15 protein-coding genes are annotated in these 16,819 nt (G+C 56.5%); 7 read left to right on the forward strand and 8 right to left on the reverse strand.

Translation table 11 applies throughout. From position 1 onward, the window contains the following. The first annotated feature begins 100 nt into the window (after positions 1-100). From adk to ABLU78_RS09345, 3 genes are all read left to right on the forward strand, one after another. Positions 101-745, forward strand: coding sequence for an adenylate kinase (gene adk, locus ABLU78_RS09335; protein WP_015367904.1), 645 nt, complete (start codon positions 101-103; stop codon positions 743-745). Positions 746-873: 128 nt separating this feature from the next. After that, entirely contained in the window at positions 874-1,836 is a 963-nt protein-coding gene (hemH, locus tag ABLU78_RS09340; protein ID WP_015367903.1) for a ferrochelatase, read from the forward strand. Between the two features lie 63 nt (positions 1,837-1,899). Continuing rightward, positions 1,900-3,204 carry an inosine/guanosine kinase gene (locus ABLU78_RS09345; RefSeq protein WP_015367902.1) on the forward strand — a complete coding sequence of 435 codons (1,305 nt, stop codon included), beginning with the start codon at positions 1,900-1,902 and terminating at the stop codon, positions 3,202-3,204. A 40-nt stretch (positions 3,205-3,244) separates the two neighbouring features. On the opposite strand, the gene ybaL is transcribed toward ABLU78_RS09345, so the two are convergent. Both ybaL and ABLU78_RS09355 read right to left on the reverse strand, forming a co-directional pair. After that, positions 3,245-4,921 (reverse strand): YbaL family putative K(+) efflux transporter, encoded by a 1,677-nt coding sequence (ybaL, locus tag ABLU78_RS09350; protein ID WP_015367901.1) that lies wholly within the window; start codon positions 4,919-4,921, stop codon positions 3,245-3,247. A 235-nt stretch (positions 4,922-5,156) separates the two neighbouring features. Next, on the reverse strand, positions 5,157-6,377 hold the full coding sequence (locus tag ABLU78_RS09355) for an MFS transporter (protein ID WP_015367899.1): 1,221 nt from the start codon (positions 6,375-6,377) through the stop codon (positions 5,157-5,159). Positions 6,378-6,547: 170 nt separating this feature from the next. On the opposite strand from ABLU78_RS09355, the gene ushA reads away from it, so the two are divergent. Beyond that, positions 6,548-8,200, forward strand: coding sequence for a bifunctional UDP-sugar hydrolase/5'-nucleotidase UshA (ushA, locus tag ABLU78_RS09360; RefSeq protein WP_020079445.1), 1,653 nt, complete (start codon positions 6,548-6,550; stop codon positions 8,198-8,200). 58 nt (positions 8,201-8,258) lie between these two features. Here the strand turns inward: ushA and ybaK are convergent, their stop codons facing one another. From ybaK to copA, 3 genes are all read right to left on the reverse strand, one after another. After that, positions 8,259-8,738, reverse strand: a complete 480-nt coding sequence (gene ybaK, locus ABLU78_RS09365; protein WP_015367897.1) for a Cys-tRNA(Pro)/Cys-tRNA(Cys) deacylase YbaK — start codon at positions 8,736-8,738, stop codon at positions 8,259-8,261. Between the two features lie 201 nt (positions 8,739-8,939). After that, positions 8,940-9,734, reverse strand: a complete 795-nt coding sequence (locus tag ABLU78_RS09370) for a TraB/GumN family protein (RefSeq protein ID WP_015367896.1) — start codon at positions 9,732-9,734, stop codon at positions 8,940-8,942. A gap of 129 nt (positions 9,735-9,863) precedes the next feature. Next, entirely contained in the window at positions 9,864-12,365 is a 2,502-nt protein-coding gene (copA, locus tag ABLU78_RS09375) for a copper-exporting P-type ATPase CopA (RefSeq protein WP_048228458.1), read from the reverse strand. A gap of 105 nt (positions 12,366-12,470) precedes the next feature. On the opposite strand from copA, the gene cueR reads away from it, so the two are divergent. Continuing rightward, a complete protein-coding gene (gene cueR, locus ABLU78_RS09380; protein ID WP_015367894.1) occupies positions 12,471-12,881 on the forward strand; it encodes a Cu(I)-responsive transcriptional regulator in 411 nt (136 codons plus the stop codon). Here the strand turns inward: cueR and ABLU78_RS09385 are convergent. After that, positions 12,878-13,336 carry an NfeD family protein gene (locus ABLU78_RS09385; protein ID WP_015367893.1) on the reverse strand — a complete coding sequence of 153 codons (459 nt, stop codon included), beginning with the start codon at positions 13,334-13,336 and terminating at the stop codon, positions 12,878-12,880. The genes cueR and ABLU78_RS09385 overlap by 4 nt on opposite strands. Next, positions 13,333-14,250, reverse strand: a complete 918-nt coding sequence (locus tag ABLU78_RS09390) for an SPFH domain-containing protein (protein ID WP_020079443.1) — start codon at positions 14,248-14,250, stop codon at positions 13,333-13,335. The genes ABLU78_RS09385 and ABLU78_RS09390 overlap by 4 nt, the downstream gene beginning before the upstream one ends. 139 nt (positions 14,251-14,389) lie before the next feature. Here ABLU78_RS09390 and fetA point away from each other — a divergent pair, with 139 nt between their 5' ends. Next, positions 14,390-15,067 (forward strand): iron ABC transporter ATP-binding protein FetA, encoded by a 678-nt coding sequence (gene fetA / locus ABLU78_RS09395; RefSeq protein WP_048228461.1) that lies wholly within the window; start codon positions 14,390-14,392, stop codon positions 15,065-15,067. After that, complete coding sequence (gene fetB / locus ABLU78_RS09400) at positions 15,054-15,836, forward strand: iron export ABC transporter permease subunit FetB (protein WP_020079442.1); 783 nt, start codon at positions 15,054-15,056, stop codon at positions 15,834-15,836. Before fetA ends, fetB begins: the two co-directional genes overlap by 14 nt. Before the next feature lie 96 nt (positions 15,837-15,932). On the opposite strand, the gene ABLU78_RS09405 is transcribed toward fetB, so the two are convergent. Next, the gene (locus ABLU78_RS09405; RefSeq protein ID WP_015367889.1) at positions 15,933-16,787 is read right to left on the reverse strand and encodes a co-chaperone YbbN; all 855 of its coding nucleotides are present in this window, start codon (positions 16,785-16,787) and stop codon (positions 15,933-15,935) included. Between the last annotated feature and the right edge of the window lie 32 nt (positions 16,788-16,819).

The raw sequence follows: 16,819 nt of genomic DNA on the forward strand, positions 1-16,819 counted from the left end.
ACCGTTTCAGCCGCACCGCCTTCCTTGAGCCATGGCCGTTCTGGTGGTATGGTTTAGCGTTTTTTGAAAAATTGAAACGACATTTGAGGGGATTTTCGTAATGCGTATTATTCTGCTTGGCGCTCCGGGCGCGGGTAAAGGAACTCAGGCTCAGTTCATCATGGAGAAATACGGTATTCCGCAAATCTCCACCGGCGATATGCTGCGCGCCGCGGTAAAATCCGGCTCCGAGCTCGGTAAACAAGCGAAAGACATTATGGACGCCGGCAAACTGGTGACCGATGAGCTGGTCATCGCGCTGGTGAAAGAGCGTATCGCCCAGGAAGATTGCCGTAACGGTTTCCTGCTGGACGGCTTCCCGCGCACTATCCCGCAGGCTGACGCCATGAAAGAAGCCGGCATCGCCGTTGACTACGTTCTGGAGTTCGCGGTACCGGACGAGCTGATCGTCGATCGTATCGTGGGCCGCCGCGTACACGCCGCTTCCGGCCGCGTCTATCACATCAAATTCAACCCGCCTAAGGTTGAAGGTAAAGACGACGTGACCGGCGAAGAGCTGACCACCCGTAAAGACGATCAGGAAGAAACCGTGCGTAAGCGCCTGGTGGAATACCATCAGATGACTGCGCCGCTGATCGGCTACTATCAGAAAGAAGCGCAGGCGGGTAACACCCAATACGCGAAAGTCGACGGCACCAAAGCGGTGGCTGACGTGCGCGCCGATCTGGAAAAAATCCTCGGCTAATTAAGCCCTTTCTCATCCTGCTGCGGCAGGATGAGAACACCTCTCATTTCTACCTTTTGCTATGATTGGTTCCGTTTAACGCCATTTACGCTACAATTGTCAGCGATTCAAATGGTTAAGAGGCGGTAATGCATCAGACGAAAACAGGTATTTTGCTAGCCAATTTAGGCACTCCCGATGCGCCCACGCCCGATGCGGTAAAGCGCTATCTGCGACAATTTCTTAGCGACAAACGGGTAGTGGATACGCCTCGTCTGCTGTGGTGGCCGCTACTGCGCGGCATCATACTGCCGATTCGCGCTCCCCGCGTGGCGAAGCTCTATCAGTCTGTGTGGATGGCGGAAGGCTCGCCGTTGATGGTGTATAGCCGGCAACAGCAACAGGCGCTGGCAGCCAGGCTACCCGATGTTCCAGTAGCGCTGGGGATGAGCTATGGCTCGCCGTCGCTGGCAAGCGCGGTCGATGAGCTATTGGCCCAGGACGTTGACCATATCGTGGTATTGCCGCTGTATCCGCAATATTCGTGTTCTACCGTGGCGGCGGTATGGGATGAACTGGCGCGGATCCTCGCGAAAAAGCGCGCCATTCCGGGCGTTTCGTTTATCCGCGACTATGCCGACGACGCTGACTATATCCACGCGCTGGCGGCCAGCGTACGCGCTTCGTTCGCCGTTCACGGCGAACCGGATGTGCTGCTGCTCTCCTATCACGGTATTCCGCAACGCTACGCCCATGAGGGCGATGATTACCCGCAGCGCTGCCGGGTAACGACTCGCGAGCTGGTTTCAGTGCTCGGGCTGCCGCCGGAGCGGGTGATGATGACCTTCCAGTCGCGCTTTGGCCGCGAACCCTGGTTGACGCCATATACCGACGAAACGCTAAAAATGCTTGGCGAGAAGGGCACACAGCACGTACAGGTTATCTGTCCGGGCTTCTCCGCCGACTGTCTGGAAACGCTGGAAGAAATCGCGGTGCAGAACCGGGAAATTTTCCTTGAGGCTGGCGGTAAGCAATATGAGTATATTCCGGCGCTTAATGCCGATCCTGCACATATTGAGATGATGGTGAACCTGACCGCGTCGTATCGCTAATCGCACGCGTAGCGGGGAATATGCTACTATTCCCCGCTTGTTCCCTGTCATTTAATCGCCACTATGAAATTTCCCGGTAAACGCAAATCTAAACACTATTTCCCCGTTAGCGCTCGCGATCCGCTGCTGCAACAAATTCAGCCAGAAAATGAGTCCAACGTCTCCTGGGTGGTTGGCATCGACCAGACGCTGGTGGATATCGAAGCGAAAGTGGATGAGGCGTTTATCGTACGCTACGGCCTGAGCGCCGGTCATTCGCTGGTAATTGAAGATGATGTCGCCGAAGCGCTGTATCAGGAACTGGTACGCGACGGCCTGATCACCCATCAATTTGCCGGCGGCACCATTGGCAATACCATGCACAATTATTCGGTGCTGGCGGACGACCGCTCGGTGCTGCTCGGCGTGATGTGCAGCAACATCGAGATCGGCGGCTACGCTTATCGCTACTTGTGCAATACCTCCAGCCGTACTGATCTGAACTACCTGCAGGGCGTTGATGGCGCCATTGGCCGCTGTTTTACGCTGATTAGCGATAGCGGCGAACGTACCTTTGCCATCAGTCCTGGCCACATGAACAAGCTGCGTCCGGAAAGCATTCCGGAAGAGGTGATTGCCGGCGCTTCCGCGCTGGTGCTGACCTCCTACCTCGTGCGCTGTAAGCCGGGCGAGCCGATGCCGGACGCGACGATGAAAGCCATTGAGTATGCCAAAAAGCATGATGTGCCGGTGGTGCTGACGCTGGGAACGAAATACGTGATTGCTGACAACCCGCAATGGTGGCAGCAGTTCCTCAAGGAACACGTTTCGATTTTGGCGATGAATGAAGAAGAAGCGGAAGCGCTGACCGGTATCGCCGATCCGCTCACCGCGGCGGATAAAGCGCTGGACTGGGTCGACCTGGTGCTGTGCACCGCAGGACCGGCGGGTCTCTATATGGCGAGCTTCACCGAAGAGGAAGCGAAGCGTAAAACGCAACATCCGCTCCTGCCGGGGGCGATTGCCGAGTTCAACCAGTATGAATTCAGCCGCGCGATGCGCCATCAGGATTGCGTTAATCCGCTGCGTATCTATTCGCACATCGCGCCTTATATGGGCGGCCCGGAGAAGATCATGAACACCAATGGCGCAGGCGACGGCGCGCTGGCGGCGTTGTTGCATGATATCACCGCCAATAACTACCATCGTAATAACGTGCCGAATTCCAGCAAACATAAATGCAAATGGCTGACCTACTCATCGCTGGCGCAGGTGTGCAAATACGCCAACCGCGTCAGCTATCAGGTGCTGAATCAGCATTCGCCGCGTTTAACCCGCGGCCTGCCGGAGCGGGAAGATAGTCTGGAAGAGGCCTACTGGGACCGTTAATCCCGTGGATAAGAGTACGCCCCGCGAGCGGGGCGTCGGATCAACCGGTAACAATCTCGCCAGCCGGCGGCGTTTCCAGCAGACGTAACATCGCCCGCGCGATTTCGCGTTCCCCCATCACCACCTGATTGGCTCCGCGTTCGGTAATATAATCGACCTCATCGTCGTAATGGGCGCGGGCGATAATCTCAATGTTCGGGCATTTTTCCCGCGCTGAGGCGACAATTTCACCGGCTTCATAGCCGTTAGGGATGGTCAGCAGCAGCCAGCGGGCGCAGTCGAGATGCGCCAGATTCATGATCTCTTCGTTGGCGGCATTGCCCAACACGGCGCTGATGCCGCGCTCACGCAGCTCATCCACGCGGGTGCGGGAGGTTTCAATCACCACCAGCGGGATCCCCTGGGCCATCAGTTTCTCGCCAAGCAGGCTGCCGACGCGGCCAAAGCCGACCAGCAGCGCATGGTTGCAGATATCCACCGGCACCTGTTTTTCGTCTTCCAGCACCTCTTCCAGCGTCTGCTCGTCAAGGGTTTCGGTTTTATCGAGATATTTTTCCAGCAGGGTAAACAGCACCGGGTTAAGCATAATCGAAATTATCGCCCCAGCCAGCACCAGGTTCTGCCCGGCCTGCGGCAGCAGATCCAGCGCCATGCCGAGACCGGCAAGAATAAAAGCGAATTCCCCGATTTGCGCCAGGCTGGCGGCGATGGTCAGGGCGGTACGCGGCGAGTGACCGAACATACGTACCAGGAAGAAAGCGGCGGCGGATTTACCAAAGATGATAATCGCCAGCGTCGCCAGCACCGCCAGCGGCTGTTCGACCAGGATCATCGGGTCAAATAGCATCCCGACGGAGACAAAGAACAGCACCGCGAAGGCGTCGCGCAGCGGCAGCGTATCGTGAGCGGCGCGGTGGCTGAGTTCGGATTCGTTAAGCACCATCCCGGCGAAGAATGCGCCGAGGGCGAAGGAGACGTCGAACAGCTCAACGGCGCCGAAGGCGATGCCGAGCGCCAGCGCCAGTACCGACAGGGTAAATAGTTCGCGTGAGCCGGTTGCCGCGCTGCGCGACATGATCCACGGCACCAGACGGCGGCCCACCAGCATCATAATGGCGATAAAGGCGACGACTTTACCGATGGTAATGCCCATGTCGAGCGCCAGCGACGCCAGCCCAACATCGCCTTTTTCGACCATTCCGGCGATAGCGGGCAGCAGCACCAGCGTTAGTACCATCACTAAATCTTCAACGATCAGCCAGCCGATGGCGATTTGCCCACGCTGGCTATCAATAAGCTGCCGTTCCTCCAGCGCGCGCAGCAGCACCACGGTACTGGCGGTGGAAAGACACAGGCCAAAAACGATGCCGGTCATCAGCGACCAGCCGAGCAGGGAAGAGAGCGCCATCCCGAGCAGCGTCGCCACGGCTATCTGGGCGATGGCTCCGGGAATGGCTATCGACTTTACCGCCATGAGATCTTTCAGCGAAAAGTGCAGCCCGACGCCAAACATCAGCAAGATGACGCCAAGTTCGGCCAGTTCAGGCGCAAGCTTGGTATCCGCAACAAAACCAGGAGTAAATGGACCGGCCAGCACGCCCGCTAATAAATATCCTACCAGTGGTGAAATACGTAGCTTATTGGCAATCATGCCGAGGATAAAGGCGAGCACAAGGCCGCCGACAATGGTGGTGATTAGCGGTGTTGCGTGATGCATTCCGTCTCCTTGCGTGTGGTGAGCCGATCCATTTTCGCTACTTAAAGCAAAAAACCGATTAATAGTTTATGACACTTTTGCTCGTTTTGTTTATGAATAATTATTGAAATTTGCGAAAAATTGGAATTACGGCAGCAAAAAGCACAGACAGGAAAATGGCGACAGGTCATGGCGGCGTAATGCTGATGGGATAAGGGGTTGTGGCGGCCAAACTTTCACTTTGGCCGCCAGATACTCAGGCTTTTTGATGGTTATTAGGCAGGAATATCGTCAGAATGCCGAGAAGCGGCAGGAAAGCACAGATTTTATAAACCAGATCGATGCTGGTATGGTCGGCTAACAACCCCAACACCGCGGCGCCAAGGCCGCCCATGCCAAACGCGAAGCCGAAGAACAGGCCGGAAACCATACCGATTCTCCCCGGCAACAGCTCCTGGGCATAGACCAGGATAGCGGAAAAGGCTGATGCGAGGATAAAACCAATTATCACCGTCAGGATCCCGGTCCATTCCAGCGATGCGTACGGTAAAATAAGGGTAAATGGCGCCACGCCGAGGATAGAGCCCCAAATTACATATTTACGACCTATCTTATCGCCAACAGGCCCGCCAATCACCGTTCCTGCAGCCACTGCAAACAGGAAGGCGAACAAGTGAAGTTGGGCGTTTTGCACCGATAATCCGAATTTGTGTATCAGATAAAAGGTGTAATAGCTGCTAATGCTCGCCATGTAGAAGTATTTGGAGAAAATCAGCATTAACAGAATGCTGACAGCCAGGATGACCTTGTTACGCGGCAGCGGATTAACGATAACCGGCTTCGGTTTGCCTTTATTCATTCTGTGTTGCGCGGCATACCAGCGGCTGATTTGCGACAGCACGACGATCGCCAGCAGCGCGGCCAGCACGAACCAGGCGACGTTGCCTTTGCCGTAGGGGGCGATGATTACCGCCGCCAGTAGCGGCCCCAGCGAGCTGCCGAAGTTGCCGCCAACCTGGAACAGCGATTGCGCCAGGCCGTGACGGCCGCCGGAAGCCATCCGCGCCACGCGTGAGGACTCCGGATGGAAGACCGAAGAGCCGGTACCGACAAGCGCAGCGGCCAGCAGCACCATGCCGAAGCTGCCGGCCAGCGCTAACAGAATTAAGCCGCAGAGGGTGAAACACATCCCCACCGGTAATGACCACGGCATCGAGCGTTTATCGGTGATGTAACCAATCACCGGCTGGAATAGCGATGACGTCAGCTGGAAGGTGAGGGTGATCATGCCGATCTGCACGAAAGTTAACGAGAATTCCGCCTGCAGCAGCGGATAAATCGCCAGGATGAGCGACTGGATCATATCGTTTAGCAGATGGGAGAGGCTGATTGCCCCCAGGATGCCAAATGAGGTGCGCGCTTTTTGCGGCGGCGCGCCGGTACCGGGTAAGGACTGAGCGGATTGGTTGGTTGTCATAGGTTCACTTCAGCGAGTTCTATTTGTTGTAGAGAATGCAGGTTGAATTATTATCCGACTAACATACCTGTCCCTAAGGTTTGAAGGAAGTCGCAATTCTGAAAACATATTTGTCAAAGCGGCTGACTCGCTATACTTTCGGCACTTGTTATTAAGTCAGGGAGTGAAACATGCATTATTTAAAACGCGGCGTAGCGCTGGCGTTATTCGCCGCCTTATCGCTGGGCAGCCTGTCAGCGCAGGCCTATGAGCAGGACAAAACCTATAAAATCACCATCCTGCACACTAACGACCACCACGGTCATTTCTGGCGCAACGACTATGGCGAATATGGCCTTGCGGCACAGAAGACGCTGGTGGACGGTATCCGCAAAGAGGTGGCGGCCGAAGGCGGTAGCGTCCTGCTGCTGTCCGGCGGCGATATCAATACCGGGGTGCCGGAATCTGATTTACAGGATGCAGAACCTGATTTTCGCGGCATGAACCTGATTGGCTACGATGCCATGGCGGTTGGCAACCATGAGTTTGATAACCCGCTCAGCGTGCTGCGCCAGCAGGAGAAGTGGTCGAAGTTCCCTTTCCTGTCGGCCAATATCTATCAGAAAAGCACCGGCGAACGCCTGTTTAAACCCTGGGCGCTGTTTAAGCGCGGCGGGCTTAAAATTGCGGTGATTGGCTTAACGACCGACGATACGGCGAAAATCGGCAACCCGGAATATTTCACCGATATCGAATTCCGTAATCCGGCGGCAGAAGCCAAGCTGGTGATTCAGGAACTGCAGCAAAATGAAAAGCCGGACGTGATTCTGGCGACCACCCATATGGGCCACTATGACAACGGTAATCACGGCTCTAACGCGCCTGGCGACGTTGAAATGGCGCGGAGTTTACCTGCGGGATCGCTGGCGATGATCGTCGGCGGCCATTCGCAGGATCCGGTCTGCATGGCCTCGGAAAATAAAAAGCAGGTCGATTATATCCCCGGCACCCCGTGCGCGCCGGATCGCCAGAATGGCATCTGGATCGTGCAGGCTCACGAGTGGGGTAAATATGTCGGACGCGCCGATTTTGAATTCCGCAACGGGGAGATGAAGCTGGTGCACTATCAGCTGATCCCGGTCAACCTGAAGAAGAAAGTCACCTGGGATAACGGTCAGAGCGAGCGCGTATTGTATACGCCGCAAATTGCTGAAAACCCGCAGATGCTCTCGCTGTTAACGCCGTTCCAGAATAAAGGCAAGGCGCAGTTACAGGTGAAAATAGGCAGCGTCAACGGCCATCTTGAAGGCGATCGCAGCAAAGTTCGCTTCGTACAAACCAATATGGGGCGTCTGCTGCTGGCGGCGCAGATGGCGCGCAGCAATGCTGATTTCGCGGTGATGAGCGGCGGCGGTATTCGCGACTCTATCGAAGCGGGTGATATTACCTATAAAGACGTGATGAAAGTGCAGCCGTTCGGCAACGTGCTGACTTACGTCGATATGAGCGGTAAAGAGGTGACTGAGTACCTGACCGCCGTCGCGCAGATGAAGCCGGATTCCGGCGCTTATCCGCAGTTCGCCAACGTCAGTTTCGTTGCCAAAGATGGCAAGCTTAACGATCTGAAAATCAAAGGCGAACCGGTGGATCCGGCGAAAACTTACCGTATGGCGACGCTGAGCTTTAACGCCACCGGCGGTGACGGCTACCCGCACATCGATAATAAACCGGGATACGTCAATACCGGCTTTATCGATGCCGAGGTGCTGAAAGAGTACATCGAGAAGAACTCGCCGCTGGATGCGGCGGCTTACGAGCCGAAGGGCGAAGTCAGCTGGCAGTAAGCTATCGCTTAACGGCTCCCGGATAAGGCGCGTGTGCCGCTATCCGGGATCCGGTCTCTCAATCGCGGCGGGCGATATCGGCGAACTTCGCGTCCAGAAGCTTCGCCAGATCGCTTGCCGCCAGTTCGATGTCGAGCCCGCGTTTGCCGCCGGAAATATAGATGGTGGCAAACTCCTGCGCCGGAGCATCAATCACCGTCGGCAGGCGCTTTTTCTGCCCCAGCGGGCTGATGCCGCCGACCAGGTATCCGGTGATCCGCTGTGCGACCATTGGGTCGGCCATATCTACCTTCTTGGCGCCCAGCGCTTTGGCCACTTTCTTCAAATCCAACTGTCCGGCAACCGGGGTGACGGCGACCGCCAGATGTTTCATATCGCCGTTAACGGCCACTAATAGCGTCTTGTAAACCTGATCCGCATTGAGCCCCAGCTTGCGAACCACTTCATCGCCAAAATTGGTCTCTTGAGGATCGTGTTCGTAGCTGTGGATCTGAAAGGTAATTTTGTTTTTTTCGAGTAATTTAACGGCGGGAGTCATAGTAATCCTTCTTACCAACCGACCTAACGTATGACCAGCATACGCGTGAGGGTTGTATAAAAAATAGTACCATCTTGCGCAATAGTATTGGCAGTGATGGTCACTTTGAGCGACAATCAGACGATCCGGGATGTATATCCCGGGATAATAATAATGATGAAATTCCTCTTTGACGGGCCAATAGCAATATTGGCCATTTTTTTACGTCAACATATCCGGCAGGTTCCCTTCGCCATACAGATGCAGCGCGCCGACGGCGACCACATAGCGCCCCGGCGGCAGAGCAAGCAGCGTGTCGCGCCAGGCTATGTTGCGCTGATGCATCAGTACATCATATAAAGACTGGCTGAAGGTCGTCGGCAGTGTTTCCGCGCCGCGCGACGGCGGTTGCTCCAGCCACCAGCCGATCATCACCTGCAGTAAACGGGCGTTGGTGCGCCAGTGGGTCAACGTATCTTCCAGCAGAGCCTTACCAGCGTCTGGTAGATTGCGCAGGAGCGCGATTTGGCTATCGGCGCCTTCCAGCTCCATCACCCTTATGTTGCTCTCGCGGGCAGCCATCAGCAACTGATAATCAATGCCGTAATCGGGCCGTAATCCCAGTTTTTGCGCCTGAGTGGCTTGTAGCACCATCGCCACCTGCCACAGCGGCTGGCTATCGAAAAGATCGACCGACAAACCCAGCTCGCCGGCGCGTGAGCGTAATTCTGCTAATTGCGTTTCGCTCAGACGTTCAGCCAGCGGGGGATAAGAGGGGAGATTACTGAAAGGCGTTTCATTACCGGTGATGTCCGCTTCGACGATTAAGGCGTCTGCCTGACGTATTTTTTTCAGTAGCTTAGCCGGCGGCGGCGCCATGTCGCGGGTGCCCATATGGATGCTGCCGACGAGGTGTAAATAACGTTCGCCGGGCAGGACGATATCCATTGCAGGCCAGGAATAAGACGAGCCGACGGCGGCTCGCCACAGCATTTTTATTCGGTTTAACAGGCCCATACGCGCTCCGAAGTGTGAGGCATTCATGCTAGCGCATCTGGTGGTGGCCGTCATCTTTCCCGCGGGTTTTTATTGTCGCCAGGAAAACGGGCGCTGAGTAACCTCAGCGCCCGTTTTCCTGTGATTACGCTAATCTTTCGGTTTAAAGCGCAGCAGGCGGTTAGCGTTACTCACCACGGTGATTGACGACAGCGCCATTGCCGCGCCGGCGACCACCGGGTTCAGCAGGGTACCGGTCAGCGGCCAGAGGATCCCGGCGGCAATCGGGATACCCAGCGAGTTATAAACAAACGCGCCCAGCAGGTTCTGTTTCATGTTGCGTAACGTCGCTTTCGAAATCGCTAAAGCATCGGCCACGCCGTTAAGGCTATGGCGCATCAGGGTGATCGCCGCAGTTTCAATAGCGACATCACTGCCACCGCCCATGGCGATACCGACATCCGCCTGCGCCAGCGCCGGGGCGTCGTTAATACCGTCGCCGACCATCGCCACTTTGTGCCCCTGGCTCTGCAGACGTTTAATGGCATCGGCTTTGCCGTCCGGCAGCACGCCGGCGATCACTTCATCAATGCCCGCTTCTTTGGCGATGGCATTGGCGGTAGTAGGGTTATCCCCGGTCAGCATCACCAGCCGGTAGCCCTGACGATGCAGGCGCGCCAGCGCGTCGATGCTATCTTCCCGTAACGGGTCGCGGATGGCGAACAGCGCAGCGGCCTGACCATCGATCGCCAGCAGCACCGGCGTGGCGCCGCGCGAGGCCTGTGCCGTCATCTCGCTTTCCAGTTCAGCGGTAGTGATATGCTGCTCGTTAAGCAGCGCCTGGTTGCCGAGCAGCAGTTGATGGCCTTCCGCTTCACCGCTGACGCCGAGCCCGCGCAGGGTACGGAAGCCGCTTACCTCCGGTAAAGTGCTGTCAGCGGCTTTATCGAGGATCGCCCGCGCCAGCGGATGGCTTGAACCCTGCTCGAGCGCGGCGGCAAGCCGCACGACAGTGGATTCATCAAAGCTGGCGAAGGTTTTCACGGCCACCACCTGCGGCTTGCCTTCGGTCAGGGTACCGGTTTTATCAAACACCAGGGTATCGAGCTCGCTGGCGCGCTGCAGAGCATCGGCGTCACGCACCAGCACGCCGTATTCTGCCGCCCGGCCGACGCCGGAAATAATCGACATCGGCGTCGCCAGGCCCAATGCGCATGGACAGGCGATAATCAGTACCGTGGTGGCAATGACCAGGGTATAGACGATTTGCGGCGCCGGGCCGAAGAAGTACCAGATAGCGGCGCTAATCAGCGCAATGGCTACCACTGCCGGAACAAATACCGCCGAGATTTTATCTGCCAGTTGGCCAATTTCCGGTTTGCTACTTTGCGCCTGGCGCACCATGCGAATAATCCGCGCCAGCGTGGTCTGGCTGCCGACGGCGCTGGCGGTAAACAGCACGCTGCCGTCCTGCACCACGGTACCGGCATGAATGGCGTCGCCATCGCCTTTTTGCTGCGGTACCGGTTCGCCGGTGAGCATCGCTTCATCAAACCAGGCTTCGCCCTGGCTTATCACGCCGTCAACCGGAACGCGATCGCCAGTGGTCAGGCGCAGGGTCATGCCGGCCTGGACTTCGGCGAGCGGCAGATCTTCTTCCCCTTCAGGCGTCACAACGCGTGCCGAAGGCGGCGTCAGGTCGAGCAGTTTTTCCAGCGCTTTCGAGGAACGCTGGCGCGCGCGGGCCTCCAGCATATGGCCGAGGTTAATCAGACCGATAATCATCGCGCTGGCTTCGTAATACAGGTGGCGCGCTTCCATCGGAAACCACTGCGGCCACAGGTTGACGCTCATTGAATATAGCCAGGCGACGCCCGTTCCCAGGGCGACCAGCGTATCCATGGTGGCGGTACCGTTTTTCAGGCTTTTCCAGGCGCTGCGGTAGAAGTGACCGCCGGCGAAGACCATCACCGCGAGGGTGACAAGGCCGATGACCAGCCACAGCGATCGATTGTCGTCGCTGACCATCATGTTATCGCCGATCATGCCCCAGACCATAACCGGTACGCCGACCAGCAGGGCGACAATCGCCTGCCAGCGAAAACGTTTCATGGTGGCGATGGCGGTTTCCTGCTGCCGTTCGCGGCGTTCCAGATCGTCTTCGATCGCCTCCGCGCCGTAGCCGGCTTTTTCCACCGCCTGCACTAATTCTGCGGCGGACGCACTGCCCATCACCAGCGCCGTGCGTTCCGCCAGGTTTACCCGCGCCTGTGAGACTCCCGGCACCGCGGCAAGCGCGTTTTGTACCCGGGAAACGCAGCTGGCGCAGCTCATGCCGTTGATCAGCAGCTGTTGACTGTCATCCTCGTCATGGGCTGCCGGAAGCTCAGGAGTGGCCGCTGTCAGTGCTTCCGACGGGATTGATGATTCTGCCAGCGGTTTAGCCTTTGGGTGGCTGAGCTCCGCGCCGTATCCGGCTTGTTTTATGGTCTCAATCAGGGCTTCAGCGCTGGCGCTACCCGTGACGTGGGCTTCGGTAACGGTTACATCAGCCTGTTCAACGTCGGGACGTTGTTCGAGGCTCTCTTTCACGCGTTTAACGCAGTGGCCGCAGGAGAGGCCGTCAAGCGTCAGGTCGATAGTGTTAGACATAAAAAACTCCTGAATAATTTCCGGTTAATGATTGACCGAACACACTCTTTCATCGAGTATTAAGAAGGTTAAACCTTCCAGCAAGGGGAAGGTCAAGGGGGAAAAATGAATATTAGCGATGTGGCGAAAAAAACCGGTTTAACCAGCAAAGCGATTCGTTTTTACGAAGAGAAAGGGCTGGTGACGGCGCCGCTGCGCAGCGATAACGGCTACCGTACCTACACTCAGAAGCACCTTGATGAACTGACGCTGCTGCGTCAGGCGCGGCAGGTGGGATTTAACCTGGAAGAGTGCCGCGAGCTGGTGACGTTATTCAACGATCCGTCGCGGCACAGCGCCGATGTGAAAAAACGAACGCTGGAGAAAGTCGCGGATATTGAGAACCATATCCGCGAGTTGCAAAACATGCGTGCGCATCTGCTGGCGCTGGCGGACGCCTGCCCCGGCGATGAGAGCGCGGATTGCCCGATTATTGATAATCTTTCCGGCTGTTGTCACCGCAAAGCGCAGGCTTAGCGGACGGCGGCTCTTACCCGCAAGGTAATCCCTTCTACGGCGACCACCTCCACCTTGCTGCCCGCCGCGAGGTCTTCATCGGCAAGCACCGGCCAGGAGCTATCGCCGACGCGGACGTGGCCGCGGCCGTTTTCCAGCGCGCTGTCGAGAGTAAAACGGCGACCAACCAGCTGCTGGCCGCGCTGGTTAAGCTGTGCGTCGGCGGGGCGCTGCTGCCTCATGCGTTTACGCAGCCATTTTGACCACAGCCACGCCGCCAGCAGGGTAAGGACGGCAAACAGCGTCCCTTGCCATTCCCAACTGAGTGGAATAGCCCAGGTCAGCAGGCCGGTGACGACGCCAGCTACGCCGCTCCACAGCAGGTAGCCGTTGCTGCCGAGCATCTCCGCCGCCAGCAACAGCCCGCCGAGAGTCAGCCAGAAAATATGCGGATGGGCGAGGATCAGGGCGATCATGATTTTTTCCGCTCGGCGCTACTCTCTTTCAGCAGTTCGCCGATCCCGGCTATCGAGCCCATCAGGCTGCTGGCATCCAGCGGCATCAACACCACTTTGCTGTTGTTGGCGGCGCCAATCTGCTGCAGCGCGTCGGTATATTTCTGCGCCACGAAGTAGTTAATCGCCTGAATATCGCCTGAAGCGATTGCCGATGAGACCATCTGGGTGGCGCGGGCTTCCGCTTCGGCGGAACGTTCGCGGGCTTCCGCCTGCAGGAAGGCAGACTGACGTTCGCCTTCGGCTTTGAGGATCTGCGACTGCTTTTCGCCTTCGGCTTTGAGAATTTCCGCCTGGCGCACCCCTTCAGCCTCAAGGATATAGGCGCGTTTGGTTCGCTCGGCTTTCATCTGGGCGTTCATTGAGGAGATAAGCTCCGCTGGCGGGCGAACGTCGCGGATTTCGACGCGGGTGATTTTCACCCCCCACGGATTGGTGGCGTCGTCGACGATATGCAGCAGGCGGGTGTTAATGCTATCGCGCTGGGAGAGCATTTCATCCAGCTCCATCGAGCCGAGTACGGTACGAATATTGGTCATCGTCAGATTGACGATCGCCAGCTCAAGATTGCTGACTTCATAGGCGGCTTTTGGCGCATCGATCACCTGAATGAAGCAGACGGCGTCAATAGTGACGTTGGCGTTATCGCGAGAGATGACTTCCTGCGAAGGGATATCCAGCACCTGCTCCATCATGTTCACTTTACGGCCGATGCGGTCCATAAACGGCACCACTAAACTTAAACCCGGCTGCAGCGTCTGCGTGTAGCGGCCAAAGCGTTCGACGGTCCATTGATATCCCTGCGGCACGATTTTTACTGCCGCCCCCACAATGACCAGTGCGACAAAAATAAGAACGGGGATAAAAATCAGCATCAAAAACCTCCTGTCTTGTTGCCTGATGGGCGCCGCAGCGAAATGGCGCATGTTTAAACAGAGTATAACTTTCTCCTTGTTCCGGTGAAAGAAAACTGGAGTAAACTGTTTGGGTTTTAGGAAATAAACTGGACATATAATGAAGGAAAATAACGCGATTTTGCGCCTCGAGGGCGTCGGTTTTAAAACCGACGACGCGGTCATCCTGAATAATATCGATCTCCGGATTGCTGCCGGGGAATTTAAGTTGATTACCGGGCCATCCGGATGCGGCAAAAGTACGCTGCTGAAAATTATCGCCTCGCTGCTGAGCCCGACCAGCGGAGAGATTTTTTTCAACGATAAAGATATCGCCACGCTGTCGCCGGAAAACTATCGCCAGCAGGTTTGTTATTGCGCGCAAACCCCGGCGCTATTTGGCGATTCGGTCTATGACAACCTGGTCTTCCCATGGCAGATCCGCAACAAACAGCCGGATCCTAAAGCGCTGGTTGTCGATCTCGAACGCTTCGGGCTGGCGGATAATACGCTGGAGAAATCCATTAATGAGCTTTCCGGCGGTGAAAAACAGCGGGTCTCGCTCATTCGTAATTTGCAGTTTCTACCGCAGGTTCTGCTGCTTGATGAAATTACCAGCGCGCTGGATGAAAGTAATAAGCGCAACGTTAACGAGATTATTCATCGCTACGCGACGGAAAAAGGGGTGGCCATTCTGTGGGTCACTCACGATCAGAACGAAATTGCCCACACTGATGAAGTGATCACGCTACAGCCTGCCGGCGGGAAAATGCAGGAGGTAAAAAATGAACGGGCATAATATTACTAACGAGTCGCTGGCGCTCTCGATGGTGCTGGTGCTGGTGGCAATCGTCGTCAGCTATCGGGAAAAATTGGCGCTGGAAAAAGATATCATCTGGAGTATTTGCCGGGCGATAGTGCAATTGATTATCGTCGGCTACGTGCTGAAATATATTTTTAACGTCAATCATGCGGTGTTGACGCTATTGATGGTGCTGTTTATCTGCTTTAACGCGGCGTGGAATGCGAAGAAGCGCAGTAAATATATCGATAAAGCTTTTGTTTCATCGTTTATCGCTATTACCACCGGCGCCGGACTAACCCTGGCGGTGCTGGTCTTCTCGGGGTCGATCGCCTTTGTGCCGATGCAGGTTATTCCGATTGCCGGCATGGTGGCCGGTAACGCCATGGTGGCGGTAGGGCTGTGCTACAACAATATGGGCCAGCGTTTTAACAGCGAGCAGCAGCAGATTCAGGAGAAGCTAAGTCTTGGCGCGACGCCGAAGATGGCCTCCGCGCGGCTGATCCGCGATAGCATACGCGCATCGTTGATTCCCACGGTAGATTCGGCGAAAACGGTCGGGCTGGTGAGTTTACCGGGCATGATGTCGGGGTTGATTTTCGCCGGGATAGATCCGGTGAAGGCGATTAAGTATCAGATTATGGTCACGTTTATGTTGCTATCGACCGCCAGTCTGTCGACGATTATCGCCGGTTATCTGACCTACCGGAAGTTCTTCAATGCCCGCCATCAATTGGTTGTGACGCAGTTGAAAAAGGGCCCGTAAGTATTCCCGGAGGCGGCGCGTTGCGCCTTCTCCGGGCTACCACGGCGTAATCTGTAGCCCGGATAAGCGTAGCGCTATCCGGGTCAGCGCCTCTGATTAATACAGCAATGAATACAGCTGGCGGCGGTATTTCGCCGCCAGGGCGTCGCCGGTGCCGAGCGCCGCGAGGATCTCCTGCAGCATTTTGCGCACCTGGCCATCGCCGGCGCCTAAATCTTTTTGCAGATGCGTGAACAGCAGCGCCAGCGCTTCTTCGTTGCGCCCGACCTGGTGCAGCTGCAACGCCAGCTGAGACGCCAGCGCCGCGTCGTCCGGGTTCTGCTCGACCTGCTGCTGCAGTTGCTGGATTTCAGGGGTATCAGCCGCTTGTTTAAGCAGTTCAATCTGCGCCACCAGCCCCTGATAACGGGTGTCCTGATCCTGCAGCGGCACAGTTTTCAGCACGCTTTCAGCTTCATCGGAACGCTGCAGGGCAATTAGCGTTTCCGCCAGCAGCAGGCCAATCTGGCTATCCTGGTTAGACAACTGCCAGGCGTCTTTCAGCAGCGGCAGCGCGTCGGCGTATTTTTCTTCCTGCATCAGCGCCAGCGCTTCCTGCGCTTTCAATTCTTCTTCGCGCGGCAGCACTTTATCCAGCAGGGCGCGGATGGCCTCTTCCGGCTGCGGGCCTTCAAAACCATCTACCGGCTGGCCGTTCTGGAACAGATACACCGTTGGGATCGCGCGCAGACCAAACTGCGAGGCCAGCATTTGCTCCGCGTCGCAATCTACTTTCGCCAGCGTAAACTGACCGTGGTATTGGGCGGCCAGGCGCTCAAGCACCGGCGTCAGTTGTTCGCAGTGCTGGCTGCGGGCGGACCAGAAATAAAACAGCACCGGCGCGTTCATGGATTGCTGCAGCGTCTGCTGCAGATTAGCTTCGGTAATATTGACAATATTCTGTTCGGACATGAGCGTATCTCGTTGGTCGATTTCTGTTTTAG

The sequence above is a fragment of the Klebsiella sp. JN_Kp122 genome (assembly GCF_040062085.1).
GTDB lineage: Bacteria > Pseudomonadota > Gammaproteobacteria > Enterobacterales > Enterobacteriaceae > Klebsiella > Klebsiella aerogenes.

What these genes read in the sequence shown, in the direction of transcription:
- fetB (WP_020079442.1), top strand. Translation starts at nt 15,054, where the DNA reads ATGAACGGGCATAATATTACTAACGAGTCGCTGGCGCTCTCGATGGTG.
- adk (WP_015367904.1), top strand. Translation starts at nt 101, where the DNA reads ATGCGTATTATTCTGCTTGGCGCTCCGGGCGCGGGTAAAGGAACTCAG.
- fetA (WP_048228461.1), top strand. Translation starts at nt 14,390, where the DNA reads ATGAAGGAAAATAACGCGATTTTGCGCCTCGAGGGCGTCGGTTTTAAA.
- ABLU78_RS09405 (WP_015367889.1), bottom strand. Translation starts at nt 16,787, where the DNA reads ATGTCCGAACAGAATATTGTCAATATTACCGAAGCTAATCTGCAGCAG.
- copA (WP_048228458.1), bottom strand. Translation starts at nt 12,365, where the DNA reads ATGTCTAACACTATCGACCTGACGCTTGACGGCCTCTCCTGCGGCCAC.
- cueR (WP_015367894.1), top strand. Translation starts at nt 12,471, where the DNA reads ATGAATATTAGCGATGTGGCGAAAAAAACCGGTTTAACCAGCAAAGCG.
- ABLU78_RS09370 (WP_015367896.1), bottom strand. Translation starts at nt 9,734, where the DNA reads ATGGGCCTGTTAAACCGAATAAAAATGCTGTGGCGAGCCGCCGTCGGC.
- ABLU78_RS09385 (WP_015367893.1), bottom strand. Translation starts at nt 13,336, where the DNA reads ATGATCGCCCTGATCCTCGCCCATCCGCATATTTTCTGGCTGACTCTC.
- ABLU78_RS09355 (WP_015367899.1), bottom strand. Translation starts at nt 6,377, where the DNA reads ATGACAACCAACCAATCCGCTCAGTCCTTACCCGGTACCGGCGCGCCG.
- hemH (WP_015367903.1), top strand. Translation starts at nt 874, where the DNA reads ATGCATCAGACGAAAACAGGTATTTTGCTAGCCAATTTAGGCACTCCC.
- ybaL (WP_015367901.1), bottom strand. Translation starts at nt 4,921, where the DNA reads ATGCATCACGCAACACCGCTAATCACCACCATTGTCGGCGGCCTTGTG.
- ABLU78_RS09390 (WP_020079443.1), bottom strand. Translation starts at nt 14,250, where the DNA reads ATGCTGATTTTTATCCCCGTTCTTATTTTTGTCGCACTGGTCATTGTG.
- ABLU78_RS09345 (WP_015367902.1), top strand. Translation starts at nt 1,900, where the DNA reads ATGAAATTTCCCGGTAAACGCAAATCTAAACACTATTTCCCCGTTAGC.
- ushA (WP_020079445.1), top strand. Translation starts at nt 6,548, where the DNA reads ATGCATTATTTAAAACGCGGCGTAGCGCTGGCGTTATTCGCCGCCTTA.
- ybaK (WP_015367897.1), bottom strand. Translation starts at nt 8,738, where the DNA reads ATGACTCCCGCCGTTAAATTACTCGAAAAAAACAAAATTACCTTTCAG.